Source organism: Mycobacterium yunnanensis (assembly GCF_025823185.1).
Lineage (GTDB): Bacteria > Actinomycetota > Actinomycetes > Mycobacteriales > Mycobacteriaceae > Mycobacterium > Mycobacterium yunnanensis.
This window is the reverse complement of the sequence record NZ_JACKVK010000009.1, coordinates 1-20,018: the sequence shown is the minus strand read 5'-3', so window position 1 is coordinate 20,018 and position 20,018 is coordinate 1. Positions and strand designations below refer to the sequence as shown.

Annotated in this window: 18 protein-coding genes and 2 pseudogenes; 12 read left to right on the top strand and 8 right to left on the bottom strand. The window is 68.2% G+C overall.

Annotation, left to right across the window (positions count from 1 at the left end; all coding sequences use genetic code 11):
• Window positions 1–3: 3 nt before the first annotated feature.
• The gene (locus H7K45_RS17030; protein ID WP_263997517.1) at window positions 4–1,638 is read right to left on the bottom strand and encodes a metallophosphoesterase; all 1,635 of its coding nucleotides are present in this window, start codon (window positions 1,636–1,638) and stop codon (window positions 4–6) included.
• Window positions 1,639–1,858: 220 nt separating this feature from the next.
• On the opposite strand from H7K45_RS17030, the gene msrA reads away from it, so the two are divergent.
• Window positions 1,859–2,605, top strand: coding sequence for a peptide-methionine (S)-S-oxide reductase MsrA (msrA, locus tag H7K45_RS17025; protein ID WP_263997072.1), 747 nt, complete (start codon window positions 1,859–1,861; stop codon window positions 2,603–2,605).
• Between the two features lie 3 nt (window positions 2,606–2,608).
• Here msrA and H7K45_RS17020 read toward each other — a convergent pair whose 3' ends face one another.
• A complete protein-coding gene (locus H7K45_RS17020; protein WP_263997071.1) occupies window positions 2,609–3,115 on the bottom strand; it encodes a hypothetical protein in 507 nt (168 codons plus the stop codon).
• A 68-nt stretch (window positions 3,116–3,183) separates the two neighbouring features.
• Window positions 3,184–4,242 (bottom strand): ferredoxin--NADP reductase, encoded by a 1,059-nt coding sequence (locus H7K45_RS17015; protein ID WP_263997070.1) that lies wholly within the window; start codon window positions 4,240–4,242, stop codon window positions 3,184–3,186.
• Window positions 4,243–4,399: 157 nt separating this feature from the next.
• Between H7K45_RS17015 and hsaA the strand changes: the two genes are divergently transcribed.
• Genes hsaA through hsaB form a run of 4 tightly spaced genes read left to right on the top strand, consistent with a single transcriptional unit; the run spans window position 4,400 to window position 7,943 of the window.
• Window positions 4,400–5,584, top strand: a complete 1,185-nt coding sequence (gene hsaA / locus H7K45_RS17010; RefSeq protein WP_263997069.1) for a 3-hydroxy-9,10-secoandrosta-1,3,5(10)-triene-9,17-dione monooxygenase oxygenase subunit — start codon at window positions 4,400–4,402, stop codon at window positions 5,582–5,584.
• Between the two features lie 2 nt (window positions 5,585–5,586).
• On the top strand, window positions 5,587–6,459 hold the full coding sequence (gene hsaD, locus H7K45_RS17005) for a 4,5:9,10-diseco-3-hydroxy-5,9,17-trioxoandrosta-1(10),2-diene-4-oate hydrolase (RefSeq protein WP_263997068.1): 873 nt from the start codon (window positions 5,587–5,589) through the stop codon (window positions 6,457–6,459).
• 3 nt (window positions 6,460–6,462) lie between these two features.
• Window positions 6,463–7,374 (top strand): iron-dependent extradiol dioxygenase HsaC, encoded by a 912-nt coding sequence (gene hsaC / locus H7K45_RS17000; RefSeq protein WP_263997067.1) that lies wholly within the window; start codon window positions 6,463–6,465, stop codon window positions 7,372–7,374.
• Between the two features lie 5 nt (window positions 7,375–7,379).
• Window positions 7,380–7,943 (top strand): 3-hydroxy-9,10-secoandrosta-1,3,5(10)-triene-9,17-dione monooxygenase reductase subunit, encoded by a 564-nt coding sequence (hsaB, locus tag H7K45_RS16995; protein WP_263997066.1) that lies wholly within the window; start codon window positions 7,380–7,382, stop codon window positions 7,941–7,943.
• Window positions 7,944–7,965: 22 nt separating this feature from the next.
• On the opposite strand, the gene H7K45_RS16990 is transcribed toward hsaB, so the two are convergent.
• A complete protein-coding gene (locus H7K45_RS16990) occupies window positions 7,966–8,745 on the bottom strand; it encodes an alpha/beta hydrolase (protein ID WP_263997065.1) in 780 nt (259 codons plus the stop codon).
• 177 nt (window positions 8,746–8,922) lie between these two features.
• Between H7K45_RS16990 and H7K45_RS16985 the strand changes: the two genes are divergently transcribed.
• From H7K45_RS16985 to H7K45_RS16965, 5 genes are read left to right on the top strand one after another with little or no spacing between them, the layout of a single operon-like run.
• Window positions 8,923–10,392 (top strand): APC family permease, encoded by a 1,470-nt coding sequence (locus tag H7K45_RS16985; protein ID WP_263997064.1) that lies wholly within the window; start codon window positions 8,923–8,925, stop codon window positions 10,390–10,392.
• Entirely contained in the window at window positions 10,389–11,399 is a 1,011-nt protein-coding gene (locus H7K45_RS16980; RefSeq protein WP_263997063.1) for a carbohydrate kinase family protein, read from the top strand. Before H7K45_RS16985 ends, H7K45_RS16980 begins: the two co-directional genes overlap by 4 nt.
• 45 nt (window positions 11,400–11,444) lie before the next feature.
• Window positions 11,445–12,710 (top strand): aminotransferase class III-fold pyridoxal phosphate-dependent enzyme, encoded by a 1,266-nt coding sequence (locus H7K45_RS16975; protein ID WP_263997062.1) that lies wholly within the window; start codon window positions 11,445–11,447, stop codon window positions 12,708–12,710.
• The gene (locus H7K45_RS16970) at window positions 12,710–13,360 is read left to right on the top strand and encodes a class II aldolase/adducin family protein (protein ID WP_263997061.1); all 651 of its coding nucleotides are present in this window, start codon (window positions 12,710–12,712) and stop codon (window positions 13,358–13,360) included. The genes H7K45_RS16975 and H7K45_RS16970 overlap by 1 nt, the downstream gene beginning before the upstream one ends.
• A gap of 50 nt (window positions 13,361–13,410) precedes the next feature.
• Window positions 13,411–14,034: a TetR/AcrR family transcriptional regulator gene (locus H7K45_RS16965; protein ID WP_263997059.1), complete on the top strand. Its 624-nt coding sequence runs from the start codon at window positions 13,411–13,413 to the stop codon at window positions 14,032–14,034.
• A gap of 7 nt (window positions 14,035–14,041) precedes the next feature.
• Here H7K45_RS16965 and H7K45_RS16960 read toward each other — a convergent pair whose 3' ends face one another.
• Window positions 14,042–14,983: a LysR family transcriptional regulator gene (locus H7K45_RS16960; protein ID WP_263997058.1), complete on the bottom strand. Its 942-nt coding sequence runs from the start codon at window positions 14,981–14,983 to the stop codon at window positions 14,042–14,044.
• 74 nt (window positions 14,984–15,057) lie between these two features.
• Between H7K45_RS16960 and H7K45_RS16955 the strand changes: the two genes are divergently transcribed.
• Window positions 15,058–16,407, top strand: coding sequence for an MFS transporter (locus H7K45_RS16955; RefSeq protein WP_263997057.1), 1,350 nt, complete (start codon window positions 15,058–15,060; stop codon window positions 16,405–16,407).
• Complete coding sequence (locus H7K45_RS16950) at window positions 16,404–17,150, top strand: 3-hydroxybutyrate dehydrogenase (protein ID WP_263997056.1); 747 nt, start codon at window positions 16,404–16,406, stop codon at window positions 17,148–17,150. Before H7K45_RS16955 ends, H7K45_RS16950 begins: the two co-directional genes overlap by 4 nt.
• A 4-nt stretch (window positions 17,151–17,154) precedes the next feature.
• On the opposite strand, the gene H7K45_RS16945 is transcribed toward H7K45_RS16950, so the two are convergent.
• From H7K45_RS16945 to H7K45_RS16930, 3 genes and pseudogenes are all read right to left on the bottom strand, one after another.
• The gene (locus H7K45_RS16945) at window positions 17,155–18,324 is read right to left on the bottom strand and encodes a pyridoxal phosphate-dependent aminotransferase (RefSeq protein ID WP_263997055.1); all 1,170 of its coding nucleotides are present in this window, start codon (window positions 18,322–18,324) and stop codon (window positions 17,155–17,157) included.
• A 33-nt stretch (window positions 18,325–18,357) separates the two neighbouring features.
• Window positions 18,358–19,413 (bottom strand): annotated as a pseudogene (locus H7K45_RS16940) (HNH endonuclease); the annotation flags it as partial.
• Window positions 19,414–19,533: 120 nt separating this feature from the next.
• Window positions 19,534–19,911, bottom strand: a pseudogene (locus H7K45_RS16930) (HNH endonuclease); the annotation flags it as partial.
• Between the last annotated feature and the right edge of the window lie 107 nt (window positions 19,912–20,018).

Below are 20,018 nucleotides of genomic sequence, written 5' to 3'. Positions count from 1 at the left end.
CCGTCAGGTGCGCACGGGACGGCGGTAGGTCAGCTTGTCGATGTCGCGGCCGTATTCGTCGACCGCCGTGACGTCCATCTCGCTCATCAGCGTTCCCGGTCGCACGTCGACGCGGACGAAGGCGTAGTTGGCGAAGCGCACGCGCGACCACGCCACCGCCTCGGTGGTCTTGGCCCCCGATGCCGCGTCCCACACGTAGCTGTTGGGGACGAACGTGTCGGATAGCTCACTGCCGCGGTAACTTTCGCGCTCACCGTCCTGGAAGGAGTAGCGCGGACGCCCGCCGCTGCCGACGGTGTAGTACACCGTGCCGTCGGTGTCCGGGTAGACCGTTCCGTTGTCGGGCGCCACCGTGGTTGGAGCGCCGGCCCGGATCGGGTCGGTGCGTTCGAAGACGTGGTTGTGGCCCTGTAGGACGAGGTCGACCCGATGGCGGTCGAACAGCTCGGTCCACGCCGCGCGGACGCCGCCGTCGCTGGCGTGTTGCTTGGTGGTCGAGTACGCGCAATGGTGGAAGAAGCAGACGATGAAGTCGACGTTCGGGTTGGCCCGGTGCGCAGCCAACGTGCGTTCCACCCAACGGTTTTGGCTTCCGCCGGAGTAGCCGGTGTTGGCGCGGATCTCGTAGCTGACGTCGTTGGCGTCCAGGGAGAGCACCGCGACGTTGCCGTAGGTGAACGAGTACGCCGACGGGCAGGCCGCGGGCCCGTTGCCGGGGAAGTCCAACCGCGCCAGGTGGCCGCCGTAGCCGTGGTCGGAGTACGCGGCCTCCATGTCGTGGTTCCCGGTGGCGAACATCCACGGCGTAGTCGACGCACTGGCCTCGATGGAGCCCAGGTAGACGTCCCAAACGAAGGGGTTGTACTTGTCGAAGCCCTTGGGCGGGTCGGACTTCGTGGGCACGAACGTCGGCTTCAGCCCGGCGCCGCTGGGATCGGCATAGGCGATGTCGCCCGCGAGGACGTGAAAGTCGGGGCTCGACGCGATGATCTGGTTCAGGAGGTTGGCGGTGTGCGGCGCGGACGGGTCGTCGTCGCTCGCGTAGTAGGCGTCGTCGTACAGCCCGGGCGGCAGGCCAGGGGGCAGCACCGGGGTGTCGTCGGTGCCCTGGTCGCCGATCATCGTGAAGCGGAACGGCGCCAATGCGTTTCGTGCCGTCGGCATCGCCGTGGACGTCGAGCGGACGTCACCGACGAAGCCGTCGTCGGTGCGCCAGCGATAGAAGTGCGATGCGCGACCCGCGAGGCCGTCGACGGGAACGTGGGCGTAGAACTGCTCTGCGGCCAGCACACCGCCGCGGCTGTCGGGAATCTGGGTCACCAGGTTGCGCACTTCGGCCTGGGTGGTCGCCCCGAGGTCCGCCGTTGGCCCGTGGTCGACGAAGATCTTCTGGCCCTTGGGATTTCGCGAGAGCTGGGCGGCGAAGCGCAACTGACTCGAGGCGTCGGCACCGTAACCCACGCGTCGGTTGGCGACCGTCAACGGCGCCTCTCGTGCGTAGGCCCGCGCGCCGAAGGGGGAGATGCCGACGGCGCCGATGGCCGCCGCGGCGGCCGATCCGACGAGGAAGTTTCGGCGGGACACCGGGTGGCGACGCAGGTAGCCGCGATGCCACTCGTACTGCTCGGCCATCGTCATGCGCGAGGCGAGCTCGCGGGGGAGACCGGTGTCGGGGACGTCACCGTCGGGGTTCAGGCGTTCGGCATCCACCACTTCGATGGTGTCGCACCCGTGTCCGTTGCGCGCGCCGTACGGGGAAACCGGGGGCGAAGCGTGGGTGAACGTCTGGTCATCGCTTCGTAATGACTTCTCGGGGACGAGGCCTGGCGCCTCGGCCGACGCGGAGGACACTGGTGAGATGGCGAATCGCACGAGGTTGACCCTCGGTAGTGGTCTCGGGGTGCTCGGGGTGGCGGCCGCGTTGTTCATCGGGGTGCAGTCCGGCGCCATCACCGCCCCTGCCGTACTCGCGGGCATGGGAACCGCGGCACCCGTCGTCGTCCCCGACCCGACGGTCGACGAACCACGGGCGGCGCCCGGCACCTCGGAGACCGCGGTGCTCGCCGGGGGCTGCTTCTGGGGCGTCCAGGGGGTCTTCCAACACGTCGAGGGCGTGACGATGGCCGAGTCGGGCTACGCGGGCGGGCAGCAGTCGACCGCCGACTACGAGACCGTGAGTACCGGCACCACCGGGCACGCCGAATCCGTGCGCATCACCTACGACCCGGCCCAGGTGACCTTCGGTCAGCTGCTGCGGATCTACTTCTCGGTGGTGACGGACCCGACGCAACTCGACCGGCAGGGGCCGGACGAGGGCACGCAGTACCGGTCGGCGATCTTCGCCCAGAACGCGACTCAGCAGCGCGTCGCCGACGCCTATCTCGCGCAGCTGTCGGCGGCAAAGGTGTTCGACCGGCCGATCGTCACGAAGGTCGAGCCCGACACGGGGTTCTTCCCCGCCGAGCAATACCACCAGGACTATCTGAACTCGCATCCGACGAGTGCCTACATCATGGCCAACGACATGCCGAAGGTCGACGCGCTGAGGAATCTGTTCGCATCGGAGTACCGGGCGCAGCCGGTTCTCGTCGGCGACCTCGGTTGAGGATCAGGAGTACGTGGTCTGCGCGCACGCCGTGGGCGTGGTCAGGTTGATGCCGCCGTACACCACCTGGATGTAGGCGCACGCGATGAATCCGGCGTCGGTGTTGGGTTGCCCGGTCTCGAACTGGACGGTGCGGGCGTCGCCGCGCATGACGGGCGGGTTGCCCGCAAAGTAGACCGTGGCGAACTCGGTGTCGCTGATCGACTTGAACATCCGGGTGTTGGCGGCGTCGAAGTCCGCGTCCATGTAGACCATCCGGTTCGTCGACCGGATGGTGGTGTTCTGCTTGCCGTAGAAGTCCGACGGGAATCCGGTGGTGCCGTCGGGGGTGAGAACGTCGGCCAGGGTGTCGAAGTAGCACCTGTTCTCGGCCTTGACGCAGTTGGCCGTGACGTGGATCTGCACCGTGTGGGTGTCGTCGATGGCGATGCCACGGGTGGCGGTGTTCGTCGCGGCGGCGGACTGCGCCGTCGGGCACAGGACGCCGAGTGCGAGCATGGTCGCTGACATCGCCGCGAGAGTTCCAGCCCTGCGCATCACGTTGCTCCTCTGCGGTCCAGCGAATGTTAGCCCGCAGGTCATTCGTCGTAGGTGACTTCCACCGAATCGGATGCCGGTTTGGCTTGGCAGGCCAGGATCAGCCCCTCGGCGAGGTCGGAGGCCTCCAGCACGTCGTTGACCTCCATGTGCACCTCGCCGCTCTTGACGAGGACGGCGCATGCGCCGCAATGGCCTTCGCGGCACGAGAAGGGCGCGTCGAGGCCCTTGTCCAGCAAGACGTCGAGCAGCTTGGCGTTGCGGGGCCACCGGATGTCCTGGGTCTCTCCGTCGAGGGTGACCACCGCAGTCGCCGGAGCGTCGTCGCCCTCGTCCTCGTCGATCACGACCGCGGCGAAGGGGTCGGACTCCAGAGACTTGAACACCTCTAGGTGGACCCGCTCGGGGGCCGCACCGGCGACGCCGAGCGCCTCCTGGGCGGCCACCATGAACGGGCCCGGCCCGCAGATGAACGTCTCGCGGTCGACGTAGGGGGCGACCAGGTTGACCAGGGCGGCGGCACTGGGCAGCCCTTGGACCGATTCGATCCAATGCACCGCGGTGAAGCGGTCGGGGTACTTGGTGGCCAATTCGCGCAGGGCGCCGGCGAAGATCACCGACTTCTCGTCACGGTTCGCGTAGACCAGCGTGACCTTGCCGGACCCCTCCGACAGTGCCGACTTGAGGATGGCCATCATCGGCGTCACGCCGCTGCCGGCCGCCAGCAGCAGGAAGTCCGTGTCGAGTGTGGCGGGCACGAAGGTGCCCGACGGCGCGAGCACGTGCATCCGCATTCCGGGGTGCGCGTTGTCGCACAGCCAGTTCGACGCGTAGCCCCCTGCGGTGCGCTTGACGGTGACGGTCAGCGCTTCGTCGCCGAACGGCGAGCTGCACAGCGAGTAGCAGCGGGCGACGGATCCGGTGCGGTCACTCGGCACCCGCAGGGTGAGGAACTGACCCGGTTGGTGACGGAGTCGTTCGGCGGGAATCTGCGACCCGTCGGGCACGTCGAAGACGAGCGACCGCGCATCGGCGGTTTCCTCGACGACGTCGGCCAGTTGCAGCTCGAGCACGTGGGTGCCGAGCGGCTCGTCCGTCACGGTCGGTCCTCCATCAGTCGGTGAAAACTAGAACATGTTACAAAAACGTACTTCCGCAGGTCTAGCCATCGTAGGTGCGACTTGCTCGACACAAATCGTAACGTGTTCTAATCTTGAGGAAGTCCGTGATCCACACCTCGATGCCCGGAGGCAACCAGTGACGTCTATTGAACAACGCGACGTGCAATCGGTCCTAGACGGCATCGACGATTTGTTGCCGCTGATCGCCAAGCGCGCCCAAGCCGCCGAGGACCTGCGACGCATCCCCGACGAGACCATCGAAGACCTCGACAGGGCCGGATTCTTCAAGCTCCTGCAGCCCGAGCAGTGGGGTGGTCTGCAGTGCGACCCCACCTCGTTCTACGAGGCGGTTCGCCGGCTCGGCAGCGCGTGCGGTTCGACCGGCTGGGTGAGCTCCATCATCGGCGTGCACAACTGGCACCTCGCCCTGTTCGACCAGCAAGCCCAAGAGGAGGTCTGGGGGGAGGACTCCTCGGTCCGCATCTCCTCGTCCTACGCACCGATGGGCGCGGGCACCGTCGTCGACGGCGGCTACCTGGTCAGCGGTGCGTGGCAGTGGTCGAGCGGGTGTGACCACGCGACGTGGGCGTTCCTCGGTGGGCCGGTCATCAAGGACGGCCGCCCGGTCGACTTCGGCAGCTTCCTCATCCCCAGGTCGGACTACCGGATCGACGACGTGTGGCACGTGGTCGGCCTCAAGGCCACCGGCAGCAACACCGTCGTGGTCAAGGACGTGTTCGTCCCCACGCACCGCTTCCTGTCCTACAAGTCCATGAACGACCGGACCGCTGGTGGCCTGCAGACCAACACGGCGCCGGTCTACAAGATGCCGTGGGGCACCATGCATCCCACGACCATCACCGCCCCGATCATGGGAATGGCCTACGGCGCCTACGACGCGCACGTCGAGCATCAGGGCAAGCGCATCCGCGCCGCGTTCGCCGGGGAGAAGTCCAAGGACGACCCGTTCGCCAAGGTGCGCATCGCCGAAGCGGCGAGCGACATCGACGCCGGGTGGCGGCAGCTGATCGGCAACGTCGGTGACGAGTACGCGCTCCTGACGGCGGGCCAAGAGATCCCGTTCGAACTTCGCGCCCGCGCCCGTCGCGACCAGGTGCGTGCGACCGCCCGCGCGATCGCGTCGATCGATCTGCTCTTCGAGGCCTCCGGTGCCACCGCGCTCGAGACCGACAAGCCGGTCCAGCGGTTCTGGCGCGACGCCCACGCCGGCCGGGTGCATGCCGCCAACGAGCCCGAGCGCGCCTATCTCATCTTCGGGAACGAGGCCTTCGGGCTGCCGCCGGCCGACACGATGGTCTGATCGTGACAGCGCTGCAGGAGATCACGTTCGAGTCGACGAGTCGCTACGCGCAAGTACGGGACGACATGCGCCTGCACTATCACGAAGCGGGCGTGGGGAACCGAGAGACGGGCGGCACCGTCGTGCTCTTGCACGGCGGCGGGCCGGGTGCGTCCAGCTGGTCGAACTTCTCCAAGAACATCGCGGTCCTGGCGCAGCACTTCCACGTGCTCGCCGTCGACCAGCCGGGGTACGGCGAGTCCGACAAGCACACCGAACACGAGCAGTACAACCGCTACAGCGCGCTGGCCCTGCTGGGTCTCTTCGACCATCTCGGCATCGAACGTGCTGCGCTGGTGGGCAATTCGCTGGGCGGCGGCACTGCGGTGCGCTTCGCGTTGGACAACCCGAAGCGGGCGGGCCGGCTGGTGCTGATGGGCCCGGGCGGCCTGAGCGTCAACCTCTTCGCGCCCGATCCGACCGAGGGCGTCAAGCTGCTCGGCAAGTTCACCGTCGACCCCACGCGCGAGAACATGGAGAAGTTCCTGCGCATCATGGTCTTCGACCAAAGTGTCATCACCCCCGAGCTCGTCGACGAGCGCTTCGCGATCGCCAGCCGGCCGGAATCCCTCGCGGCGGCCAAGGCGATGGGAAAGTCCTTCGCGGGGGCGGACTTCGAGCTCGGCATGATGTGGCGCGACGTCTACAAGCTGCGTCAGCCGGTGCTTCTCATCTGGGGCCGCGAGGACAGGGTGAACCCCATCGACGGCGCCCTGGTCGCCCTCAAGCAGATTCAACGCGTGCAGTTGCACGTGTTCGGCCAGTGTGGGCACTGGGCGCAGCTGGAGAAGTTCGACGAGTTCAACCAGCTGACCATCGACTTCCTGGGGAGTTAGACCATGAGCATCAAGGCGCTGGGGTACATGCGCATCGAAGCGACCGACGTGTCGGCATGGCGCGAATTCGCGCTGAAGGTGCTCGGCATGGTGGAGGGACCCGCCCCCGACAAGGCGCCGACCGAGGGCGCGCTCTATCTACGCATGGACGAGATGGCCGCCCGGCTGGTGATCGTGCCGGGTGAGCACGACCGTCTGCTCGTCTCCGGCTGGGAGGTCGCCGACGCACCCGCTCTGCAGGTCTTGCGCGAGACGTTGGCCAAGGCCGGCGTCGAGTTCACCGAGGGCACCCGCGAGGACAAACTCGAACGGCGCGTGGAGGGACTGATCCGGTTCGTCGACCCCGCGGGCAACGTCCTGGAGGCGTTCCACGGCGCCCAGTATCTGGGTCGACGGTTCGTCAGCCCGTACGGCCACGAGTTCGTCACCGCCGAGCAGGGCCTCGGGCACGTGGTGCTCACCTGTGACGACGACGCCGCGGCCCAGGCGTTCTATCAGGATGTGCTGGGTTTTCGGCTGCGGGACTCGATGAGCCTGCCGCCGCAACTGGTCGGCCGTCCTGCCGACGCCGATCCGATCTGGCTGCGCTTCTACGGCTGCAACCCGCGCCATCACGCGCTGGCGTTCATGCCGATGCCCAACCCGACCGGGATCGTGCATCTGATGGTGGAGGTCGAGGAAGCCGACGACGTCGGCCTCTGCCTGGACCGCGCGCTGCGCCGCAAGGTGAAGATGTCGGCGACCTTGGGCCGGCACACCAACGACAAGATGTTGTCCTTCTACATCAAGACTCCCGGTGGTTTCGACATCGAATTCGGTTGCGAGGGGCTCGAAGTCGAAGACAACAGTTGGGTGGCGCGGGAGAGCACCGCGGTGTCGTTGTGGGGGCACGACTTCAGCGTCGGCTTCAAGTAGCGACCATGCCCCAACCCGTCGACGCGCGTACGTTCCGGCACGTGCTCGGTCAGTTCTGCACGGGCATCACCATCATCACCACCGTTCACGACGGCCAACCCGTCGGCTTTGCGTGTCAGTCGTTCGCGGCGCTGTCGCTCGATCCGCCGCTGGTGTTGTTCTGCCCGACGAAGCAGTCCCGGTCGTGGCAGGCCATCGAGGCCAGCGGGCGGTTCTGCGTCAACGTGCTGCATGAGGATCAACGCGACGTCTCGGCGCGCTTCGGGTCGAGGGAACCGGACAAGTTCGCCGGGGTGGACTGGACGCCGTCACACCTGGGATCGCCGGTGCTGACCGGCGCGTTGGCCCACATCGACTGCACGGTGGCCTCGGTGCACGACGGCGGCGATCACTTCGTGGTGTTCGGGGCGGTGCACGACATGTCGGAGCCCGCCAAGGAGAAGCCGCGGCCGCTGCTGTTCTACCGCGGTGAGTACACCGGCATCGAGCCGGACAAGAACACGCCTGCGCAGTGGCGCGACGACCTCGACGCGTTCCTGACCGCGACGACGGCCGACACCTGGCTCTAGCGAAGAACTACACGCGTGTAATTCATCCACACTGTGCACAACTCCTGTGGACGAACTCGACGACGTGATCGGCGACCTCCCGGTGACTGACGTCGTTCAGGATGTCGTGGCCGCCACCGGCCATCTCGACCAGCGACAACGGCTCGATCTGCTCGGCGTATGCCCGCAGCGCGCCGATGGGTGCGATCGGGTCGTTCGCGCCGTGGACCGCCAGCGTCGGAATGGCGAGCGTTGGCAGGGTGGTGCCGAAGGTGTCCCAACCCCGGTCCAGTTCGCGCGCCAGCGGGCCGCCGTCGGCGTCGACGAAGGCCAGTGGGTCGTTCTCCATCGCGTCGAGGTAGAAGGGGTCGGCCGAAAGCTGGTTCGGCGCGATCTCGAAGGTCGAGTCGACGTCGACCAGTCCCGGGACCGGGATCAGGGGTGCACCCGAGATCACCGCGGCAGGGTAGGCATCCGGAGCGGCCAGCACCTTCCACAGAGTCGCCACCGCGCCGAAGGAATGCCCCTGGGCGATCAGCGGCACGTCGGGTGTCTCGGCCCGAGCCAGTTCGGCCAGCCGATCGGCGAGGGCGACACTCGCCTCGAGCGACCCGAAGTCGCCGCGCTCGCCGGGGGTCAGGCCGTGACCGAACTGGTCGACCGCCCAGAGGTCGATCCCGGCGGCGTTGAGGGCGAAGCCGTAACGGTGGTAGAGCCCGGTGTGCTCACCGAAGCCGTGCAGGAAGACGACCGCCGCCCGGGGGTCCGGTGAGGCCCAGTGCCGGTAGTAGGCGCGTCCGTCGTCGGTGTCCAGGAAGGGCATGCGTCGACCCCATCAGGCGGGTGGCGATCGCGCAAGCGTTACGTCCACTGTTGCCACTGCGTTAAGGATTTCACCAATCCATTGTTTTATTTCGGACGTCCGCATACTTTAACCACTGGGCGCCGACGCCCGAGCCATCCGGCATGAATCCTGCGCGACCTCAGGGAAGAAGCCCGAATGTCATCACCCACGCCGCCCACCACGTCCGTCGACGACGTCGAGCCGCATTCGTCAACGGATGCAACGCAATTCAAGGCCAATCTGGGGACGGGCCGGGTGGCGTTGCTGGTCATCGCCTGCGCCGCCCCGCTGGGTTCGGTCATCGGAAACACCCCGATCGGGTTCACGCTCGGTAACGGTGCGGGGCTGCCGATCATCTTCGTGATCGCCGGTCTGGTGCTCTGCTGCTTCGCGGTCGGCTACGTGGCCATCAACCGGGCGGTGCCCGGTGGCGGCGGGTTCGCGCGCTACGTGCACGCCGGCTTCGGGCCAGGGGCCGGGCTCGGTGCGGCTTACGCCACCACCCTGTCCTACGGTGCTGGAACCATCGGAATCACGGCCGCCGCAGGGTATTTCGCCGACGTCATCGCCCAGGGGCACGGTCTGCACCTGCCCTGGTGGCTCTACTCCGTCGTGGCGTTGCTCGTGGTCGGCGTGCTGGGCAGACACGCCGCCGACCTCAGCGCGACCGTCCTGCTCGTCATGATCGTCGCCGAGTTCGCGATGCTCGTCGTCCTGGACATCCTCATCCTCGCCCACAGCGGTCTGTCCGCACTCCCGCTGGACATCTTCACGCCCCAGCAGGTCTTCTCGGGCAGCATCGGTCCGGCGTTGATGATCGCCTTCACGTCCTTCATCGGCATCGAGTCGGCAGTCATCTACGCCAACGAGGCCCGCAATCCCGGCAAGACCGTCCCCCGCGCGATCTACCTCTGCGTCGGCGTCATCTCGGTGTTCTACTTCCTCACCGTCTGGCTCATCGTCGGCTCGATCGGCGTGAACCAAATCGTCCCCACGGCCAACGAATCCCAGGGTGATCTGTTGTTCGTCCTGTCCGGGCAGCAGGGCGGTCCGCTCCTGACGACGCTGATGCAGGTCTTCTTCCTCACCAGCGTGCTGGCCTCGCTGGTGGCCCTGCACAACGCGACCACGCGGTATCTGCAGACGATGGGCACGCAGGGCACGATGCCGAAGTTCCTCGGCAGGTTGCACACCCGCTATCAGGGGCCGGCCCGTGCCAGCGAGGCGCTGTCGCTGCTGACCGCAGTCATGGTCGCGGTCTTCGTGCTCGTCGGCGCCGATCCGTATCTGGGCGTCTACACCAGTCTCGGTGGCTTGTTCACCGTCGGCATCGTCGCGATGCAGGGCGCGGTCGCCGTCACCGTGGTCGTGTTCTTCCGTCGCCGCAAGGACCGTCGTCTGTGGAAGACGTTGGCGGCGCCGCTCATCGGGGCCATCGGTCTGCTGGTCGCCACCGGATTGATCATCGCGAACTACTCCGTCCTGACGGGCACCGAGGACACCGTGCCCAACCTGCTGCCGTGGTTGATTCCGCTCGCGTTCGTCGTCGGATTCGTGGTTCACCGCCTTCGCCGGGATGCCGTCGTCGACTTCGACCCGGCGCCCGCACCACAGGAACACGGGTGAGGGTTCTGGGGTCCGTCGCGGTCCTCGGGCCGCACATCGTCGACGTCCTCGGACGGCCGGTCTCGCACATTCCGCCCGGGCAGGGCAGCCTCCTGCTCGACGAGATCCGCGTGACGGTGGCGGGCACCGGTGGCGGTGCCGCCGTCGACCTGGCCAAACTCGGGTGTGCGGTCTCCTCGTTCGGCGCGATCGGGAACGACGTCCTCGGCCAGCTGCTCCAGACGCAGCTCTCGGCGCACGGGGTGGACACCGCCGGTCTGGTGATCCGCCAGGACGCGGTGACGTCGTCGACGATCCTGCCGATCCGGCCCAACGGCGAACGGCCGGCGCTGCACGTGCCGGGGGCCACGACGTCGATGCGTGCCGAGGACATCCGCGGTGCCGACCTGCTGGCGGCCGACGCGGTTCTGTTCGGCGGGCCGGAGACCATGCCGCTGCTCCTCGAGCCCGCCGGTGTCGCCATGATCGAGGCGGTGCACGCGGCGGGCACGCCCGTCTTCGTCGACCTGCTGTACCCGGCGTGGCCCGCGACCCTCGACCTACTCGGCCCGCTGCTGCCACTGGTCGACTGGTTGATGCCGAACGAGGAGCAGTTGCGAGGTCTCACCGGCCTCGACGACGTGGTCGACGCGGCCCGGGCACTGATCGCGCGCGGCGTCGGCGCCGTGGCCGTGACGGTCGGCGCCGACGGCGCCCTTCTGGTGCGTCCCGGCGCCACCCCCACCTGCGTGCCCGCGTTGCCGACGACGGTGGTCGACACCACCGGGTGTGGCGACTCGTTCAACGCCGGCATGATCGCCGGGCTGCTGGCCGGGTGCTCGCCCGAGGACGCCGCGCTGCTGGGATGCGCCTGCGGGGCCCTGGTGGCGTCCGGTCTCGGCTCGGACGCCGGCATCGACGACCTCGCCGGCGTGCTCGCGCTGCTCGCCGCACACCATCCCGACGCGGCCGACCGCATCCGGCTCGCCGTCGACCACACCGGACGGCTCGCCGTCGACCACACCTGACGGCTCGCCGTCGACCACACCTGACACCCAGAGGAGCGAGAATCCATGACCACCGAACTCGGCACGGGAATCGACCGCCGCCAGCGCAGCGCCGACTCCGAATTGCGCCGGCGCGCACAGGCCGTCGTCCCGAACGGCATGTACGGCCACCAGAACATGAATGCGCTGCCGGCCATCCCCCAGTTCATCGCGCGCTCCCGCGGGGCCCGGCTCTGGGACGTCGACGGCAACGAGTACGTCGACTTGATGTGCAGCTGGGGTCCGGTGATCCTCGGCCACGACGATCCCGTGGTCGAGCAGGCGGCCGAGGAGCAACGGCGTCGGGGTGACTGCCTCAACGGCCCCGCGCCTATCCTGGTCGAACTCGCCGAGGAGCTGGTGCGGACCGTCGAGAACGCCGACTGGGCGATGTTCGCCAAGAACGGCACCGATGCGACGACCATGTGCTGCACCATCGCTCGCGCCGAGACCAAGCGTGACCTGATCCTCGTCGCCGAGGGCGCCTATCACGGAGCCGCGCCCTGGTGCACGCCGTTCCCGGCGGGTGTCACCGCGGCCGACCGAGCCAATCTCCTGCACTACCGCTACAACGACGTCGACTCCCTCCGCGCCGCGGTCGGCGAGCGGGCGGCCGACGTCGCGGCCGTCATCGTCAGTCCGTTCCGGCACGACGCCGGTTTCGACCAGGAACTCGCCGACCCCACCTTCGCGCGCGACGTGCGGGCGTTCTGCGACGAGATCGGTGCGGCGTTGATCCTCGACGACGTGCGGGCCGGCTTCCGGCTCAACCACGGTGGCAGCTGGGATGCGCTGGGCGTCTACCCGGACCTCACGCCGTGGAGCAAGGCCATCGCCAACGGTTACCCGTTGGCGGCGGTGACGGGCACCGACCGGTACCGCGACGCGGCCGGCGGCATCTTCGTGACCGGGTCGTTCTGGATGGGCGCGGTGGCGATGGCCGCCGGGCTGGCCACGCTCGGCGAACTGGCGCGCCGCGGCGCGGTGGCGCACATGCGGGACGTCGGACACCAGCTGCGGTCCGGCGTCCTCGACGCCGCGAGCCGGTGGGGTTTCGACGTTCACTACACCGGGCCCGCGCAGATGCCAAACCTGTTGTTCTCCAACGACGTTGACCACGAGCTGTCGATCGCGTTCAGCGCCGAGGCGCAGGCTCGCGGAGTGTACGTCCACCCGAAGCACAATTGGTTCGTCTCGGCTGCGACGACACCCGACGACTTGGACATGGCTCTGACCGGGCTCGAGGGTGCCTTCGCCGGCCTGCGTGCCCGTCATCCCAGCACCACCCGATGATGGCGGAGTCGACGGCCGATGTGCTCGAGCTGCGTCTCGACGTCGCCCTCGCGTGTCGCGAGTTGGCAAGTCACGGACTGGCTTTGGCGGGGGCAGGCAACGTCAGCGCGCGATCCGACGAGTACGTCCTGGTGACGCGGGCGGGCCTGCGCCTGGAGTCGGCCACGTCGGAGGACGTCACGGTGTTGACCCTCGACGGCGACGTCGTCGACGGTCTGCGGCCGTCGTCGGAGACCGGGCTGCACCTGGGGGTCTACCGCCGGTCGTCGGCCAGGGCGGTCGTCCACACCCACGGCCGCAGTTCGGTGGCCGTGGGTCTGGTGTCCGATCGAATGCCGTTGGTGCACTACAACCTCGTGCGGTTGGGTGGTGCGATTCCGACCGTCCCCTACTTCCTCTTCGGATCCGACGAACTCGCCGCCGCCGTCGGTGACCAGGTCGCCGAGGGTTTCGGCACCGTGCTGCTGCGCAACCACGGCGCCGTGAGCACGGCGGGGTCGGTCGCCGAGGCCGTGGAGCACGCATGCCTGATCGAGTGGCTGTGTGACGTGCATCTGGCGGCGAGCAGCCTGGGCACGCCCGCGCTGCTGAGCGAGGACGATCTGCTCGCGGTGGTCGAGCAGTCGATGCGGCTGTCCTACGGTCGCTGAATTCGGTCCGCCAATAGACTCGGGGCGCAGCCACGACTCGAGGGGACGCCATGCCGAAGATCGTCGACCACGACGAACGTCGCGAGGAGATCCTGAGCGCGGCCATCCGGGTCATCGTCGACGTGGGTCTGGACCACACGACGACGAGGGCCATCGCGCACGAGTCCGGATACTCGAACGGCGTGCTGAGCCACTACTTTCAGGACAAGGACCACATCCTGCAGTCGATCCTGGTGAAGACCCACCGCGAATTCATGGATCGGCTGGCCGACAGCATGCGCGGCAAGGACGAGGTCGGCCAGCTGTGGGCCATGCTGATGGAGAACCTCCCCCTCGACGGCGAGCGCCGCGTCGAGACCCTGATGGAGATCACCTTCTGGCCTCGCGCGCTGTCCAACCCGGCGTTGCGGGAGTTTCAGCGCGAGGCGGCCAGTGAACTGCTCGCCAAACTGCGCAGCCTCATCGCCGACGTCCGCCGGGCTGGCCGGCTCGACAGCGAGCTGACCGACGCCGACGTCGCAGAATTGCTCATCGCCGTCATCGACGGGATCTCGGTGCACGCGGAGTTGTTCCCCAAGCGGCTGCCCTCGGTCCAACAGCGCAAGCTCATGCGTGCGCAGATGACGGCGTTGGGGTTTCACGTCGACGCTGAGGTGGCGTCGGTCGCGACGTGACCGGCGGCTACGCGCCGAGCAGTACGTCGCGCTGGTCGTCCATGCGGGCGCGGATGGCGTCGAGGAGCGCAATCACCTCCGGCCTGCGCAGTGTCTCCGCGCGGGCCACCAGCCAGTAACTCAGGACGAGGGCGACGTCGTCGCGGAGCACGCGGATCAGATCGTCGTGCCGATCGGCCATGAAGCACGGCAGCAGCCCGAGCCCGGCGGCCGCCCGCGTCGCCTCGACGTGCACGAAGACGTTGGTCGAGGTGACCGATTCCCGCATGGCGGGGGCGAAGGTCCGCGCCAGGTCGAGGTCGTCGACCTGCAACATGGAGTCGATGAAGTAGACCAGCGGGTGGTCCGCGAGGTCGGCCGTGGTGGTGGGTGAGCCGTGGGTGGCGAGGTAGTCGCGCGATCCGTAGAGACCGAGGCAGTAATCCCCGAGCCGGGTCGCCTCTGCGCGGTGCACCTGCGGTTCGCCGACGACCACCTCGACGTCGAGCCCCGAGCGCTGCTGGGTCACCCGGCGGGTGGCGGCGACGATCTCGACCGACACCAAGGGGTGCCGCTGCTGAACCTCGGCGGCGGCCGGGGCGGCGATGTACGCGCTGAACCCGTCGGTCGCCGACATGCGCACCACGCCCTCCAACGACCGCGTACCTCGCGGGCCCGCCAGCGTGCGCATGGCGGATTCGACGGTCTCCGCCGCGGCGAGGGCTTCGCGGCCCAGTTCGGTGAGCTCCCAGCCCGCGGCGCTGCGGACCAGCAGGCGTCCGCCGACGGAGTGCTCGAGGGCGGTGATGCGACGCGAGATCGTGGTGTGGTTGAGGCCCAGTTCGTCGGCTGCGGAGACGAAGCGCCCCGACCGGCCGACGGCCAGAAGGATGAGCAGGTCGTCGGCGCTCGCTCGTTTCGGGTCGGCCACGTGTGCATTTTTGCAGACGGCGACTGCATCGATGGGCATTGCGACGATCCGTTCGGTGCAGGAATACTCAGCAGTGAGTGTGTGCCGCGTCACAGCAGAGTGGGAGAGACCAAATGGGCAAGCCAGTACCGACCGGGTTGCGCCGCGTCGTCGCCGCGTCCATGGCGGGCACCGTCGTCGAGTGGTACGAGTTCTTCCTCTACGGAACGGCCGCGACCCTGGTCTTCAGCAAGGTGTTCTTCTCGCCGACGACCAGCGATCTCGACGCGATCCTCGCCGCCTTCATCACCTATGCGGTCGGCTTCGTCGCCCGGCCGCTCGGCGGGGTGGTCTTCGGTCACTACGGCGACAAGTACGGCCGCAAGAAGCTGCTGCAGTTCTCTTTGCTGCTGGTCGGTGCGGCGACGTTCTTGATGGGTTGCCTACCGACGTTCGGCCAGATCGGGTACTGGGCGCCTGCGCTGTTGGTGGCGCTGCGTTTCATCCAGGGCTTCGCCGTCGGCGGGGAGTGGGGCGGAGCCGTGCTGCTCGTCGCCGAACACAGCCCCAACCGGGAGCGCGGGTTCTGGGCCAGCTGGCCGCAGGCGGGCGTGCCGGCAGGCAACCTGCTGGCGACCATCGTGCTGCTGGTGCTGACGACGACGCTGTCGGACGCCGCGTTCCTGTCGTGGGGCTGGCGGGTCGCGTTCTGGCTGTCGGCAGTGGTCGTGCTGGTTGGCTACTACATCCGCACCAAGGTCACCGACGCGCCGATCTTCGTCGAGGCGCAGCAGGAGGCCGAACGACTGAAGGCGACGTCGCTCAGCGTCGTGGAGGTGCTCAAGCGCTACCCGCGGGGTGTCTTCACCGCGATGGGTCTGCGCTTCGGCGAGAACATCATGTACTACCTGGTGGTCACGTTCTCCATCACCTATCTCAAGGTTCAGGTCGGCGCCGACACCAGTTCGATCCTCTGGTATCTGCTGGTCGCGCATGCGGTGCACTTCGCGGTGATCCCGTTGGTGGGCAAGCTCGCCGACCGCCTCGGCAGGCGTCCGGTGTACTTCGCGGGTGCGGTGCTGGGCGCCACGTGGGGCTTCTTCGCCTTCCCGATGATGAACAGCGGCAACTACGCGGTGGTCACCGCCGCGGTGACCATCGGGCTGGTGTTCCACGCCGTGATGTATGCGCCACAGCCGGCGATCATGGCCGAGATGTTCCCCACCCGGATGCGGTATTCCGGTGTCTCCCTCGGCTACCAGGTCACGTCGATCGTCGCGGGCTCGCTGGCGCCGATCATCGCCGTGAAGCTGCTCGACGTGTACGACTCGTCGGTGCCGATCGCGATCTACCTGGCCCTGGCCTGTGCGGTCACCTTGATCGCGGTGGTCTTCACCCGCGAGACCAGGGGCATCGACCTCAAGTCGCTCGACGACCGTGACGCCGTCGACGTCGCCGAGGAGCGTCAGGCCACGGTCGGATGACGGGATTGGACGGACGCACCGCCCTGGTCACCGGTGGTGCGAGTGGCATCGGCGCGGCCTGCGCACGTGAGTTGGCCCGCCGCGGAGCGACCGTGACGATCGCCGACGTCGATGCCGCCGCAGCCGAGACCCTGGCCACGGAGATCGGCGGAAGGCCTTGGGACGTCGACCTTCTCGACGTCACCGCGCTGGAGGATCTTCGACTGGAGTGCGATGTCCTCGTCAACAACGCGGGGGTGCAGAGCATCGATCCGATCCCCGACTTCGACCCCGGACGTTTCCGCTCGATGCTGGCGCTCATGGTCGAGGCACCGTTCCTGTTGATTCGCGCCGCGCTGCCGCACATGTACGACGCGGGCTTTGGCCGGATCGTCAACGTCTCGTCGGTGCACGGGTTGCGCGCGTCGGAGTTCAAGGTCGCCTACGTCACGGCAAAGCATGCGTTGGAGGGACTGTCGAAGGTGACCGCCCTCGAGGGCGGACCGCACGGGGTGACCAGCAACTGCGTCAACCCCGGGTACGTGCGAACACCGCTGGTCACCAAGCAGATCGCCGACCAGGCCCGCAACCACGGCATCGACGAGCAAGAGGTGCTCGAACGAATCCTGTTGTCGGAGAGTGCGATCAAGCGGCTGGTGGAACCCGAGGAGGTGGCGTCCCTCGTCGGCTATCTCGCATCGGCCGACGCGGGCATGGTCACCGGCGCCTCCTACACGATGGACGGCGGGTGGAGCGCGCGCTAGGTGCTCACCGCTGTCCGGCGAGCCAGGGGCCCATCCGGGCGATCGCCTCGGTGACCTCGGAGGTGGCTCCGGCGAACGACATTCGCACGTATCCGCCGCCGTGCACGGTGTCGAAGTCGATGCCTGGCGCGATCGCGACGCCGGTGTCGGCCAAGAGGCGGGCGCAGAAGTCCAGCGAGTCGGTCGAATAGTCCGACACGTCGGCGTAGACGTAGAACGCGCCGTCGGCGGGCGCCAGCCGCGGCAGGCCGATCTCGGGTAGACCGTCGAGCAGGATCCGCCGGTTGACGGCGTAGTCCTCGACGAGCGCATCGGCTTCGGCGACGGACTCTGGCGTGAACGCGGCCACGCCCGCGAGTTGCGGCAGCGTGGGGGGACAAATCGCGAAGTTTCCCGCCAGCCGGTCGACGGCGCGGTGCAGATCTGGTGGCACCAACAGCCATCCCAGCCGCCAGCCCGTCATGGCGAAGTACTTCGAGAAGCTGTTGACGACGATGGCGTCCCGTGAGGTCTCCCACGCGCAGCTGGTCGTGGGTGCGCCGTCGTAGACCAGCCCGTGATAGAGCTCGTCGCTGACCAGTTGGACCCCGGATCCTTCGCACCAGGTGGCGATGGCGGCGAGGTCCGCGGGCGGTATGACGGTGCCGGTCGGGTTGGCGGGGCTGGCGAGGATCACGCCCGTGATCGGCGGCTCGATGGCAGCCAGCATCTCGACGGTGGGCTGGAACCGGGTCTGCGGTCCGCAGGGCACCTCGACGACCTCGCAGCCCAAGGCGGAGAGGATGTTTCGATAGCAGGGATAGCCGGGACTGGGGACGGCGACGCGGTCTCCGACGTCGAAGCAGGCGAGGAACGCGAGCAGGAATCCGTTGGTGGATCCGGTCGTCACCACGACGTTCGCGGGGTCGACCTCGATGCCGTATCGCTGGGGATAGGACGCTGCGATGGCCTCGCGTAGCTCCGGAATGCCGAGTGCCACGGTGTAACCGAGATTGTGCGTGGCGAGTGCGTCGACCGCAGCGGCGCGAACGGGAGCGGGCGCCTGCGCGCTGGGTTGGCCTGCCGACAGGTTCACCAGGTCGCCGTGGGAGCGTTGCCGTTCGGCGGCACTCAGCCAGACGTCCATGACGTAGAACGGCGCAATGCCGGCCCGCACCGCGACGCGATCACTCATCCGAGCCAGGCTAGCCGGTCCGTCGGACGGCACTCAGGCGGCGTCGCGCCAGGCGAGGTAGTTGGCGAAGGCGGTTTCGACGCCGCTGCGACGTCGGTGTGAGCCGGGTAGTGGTGGTGACTTGGAGTGGTGGCGGGCGCCGGTGGGGGTGGTGAATTCGGCGGTGTGGCGGCCCGTGTGGTCGATGCTGGTGGTGACCGACCAGCCGGGGGCTTCCTTGGCGTAGTTGCAGGCTTCGCATTCACCGAGCCCGTTGGCGGCGGTGGTGGGCCCACCGCGGGCGTGCGGCTGGGCGTGGTCGGTGTGGCGGATGGGGGCGTCGCAGTACGGGGTGCGGCAGGTGTCGTCGCGGGTGGCGATGAACCGGGCCAACCCCTTCGGGAACGCCCTGGCGCGGGATTCCATCGCGATCAACGCACCGGAGTCGGGGTGGCGGTAGAGCCGGCGCAGGGTGGCCGTGGATCGGTCGTCGGTGGCGGCGCCGTCGACGAGTTGGCACCATCGCGATCAACGCACCGGAGTCGGGGTGGCGGTAGAGCCGGCGCAGGGTGGCCGTGGATCGGTCGTCGGTGGCGGCGCCGTCGACGAGTTGGCAGGCGATGGCGGCGGGGATGGGTCCGTACCCGGGCACCCGGGCCGGTGCCTGGTCCCCGCCGAGGAGGGTCTCGTCGGTGATGACGACCTCGACCGCGATGGGCACGGGAACCTCGGCGGGTCTTCCGGTGACGCGTTCGACGAGGGTGTCGGCCATGACCTGACCCCGGGAGCGTCCGTCACCACACGTGTCGGGCGGGTCTTCCGGTGACGCGTTCGACGAGGGTGTCGGCCATGACCTGACCCCGGGAGCGTCCGTCACCACACGTGTCGGCTTCCCGCCGCAGGGTGGCGTAGACCGCGACGCCCTGGGTCATGGGGAGCAGGGCGGTCACGTAGGTCATCGCATCCGGGGCGGGCCGCACCCACACGGAGCGCTCGGTGTCGGCGCGCACGGCCCGGTCGACCACGGCGTGCGGGTCGAGTTCGTAGGCGATGGCCTTGGCGTCGGCGGTGATCCGCTGATCACCCTTGCCGTCCAGCCCCGCGAGATCCGCGCACATCGGCGCGCACGGCCCGGTCGACCACGGCGTGCGGGTCGAGTTCGTAGGCGATGGCCTTGGCGTCGGCGGTGATCCGCTGATCACCCTTGCCGTCCAGCCCCGCGAGATCCGCGCACATCCGGGCATCGAGGATCCTGCGGTCGGCGACGTCGAGGCAGGCCGATTCCCGGACGATGAGGGTGGCCCGCCATTCCGACAACGCCCCGGCGCGCAACGCGGCCAAGGTGTGGGGCATCTCGTGGACCAGGGCACGGGCGAAGCCGAGGTGGCGGCCACCTTGGTTGGGGGAGTCCCGGCGGGCCAGGGCGATCTCGCTGCCCAATCCCTTGCCGCGTTTCGCGGTGGGGATTCCGGCGGCGGCTTCCCGAGCCCGACGCGCTTGGTCCAGGGTGGCGGTGAGGACGGCTTGCTCGGCGGCGGCCGCGGACTTGGCGCGCTCGAGCGCGGCGATGCGGTCGACCAGCCCCGCCTCATCATCGCTATCGAACATGTGTGCGACTGTAGCCGAGGGGTATGACAAGTCCATGTGTGATGTCTCAGGACTTGGGTGACAGTTCTGCATCAGGACATTGGTGACAGTTGATGTGTCAGGACTTC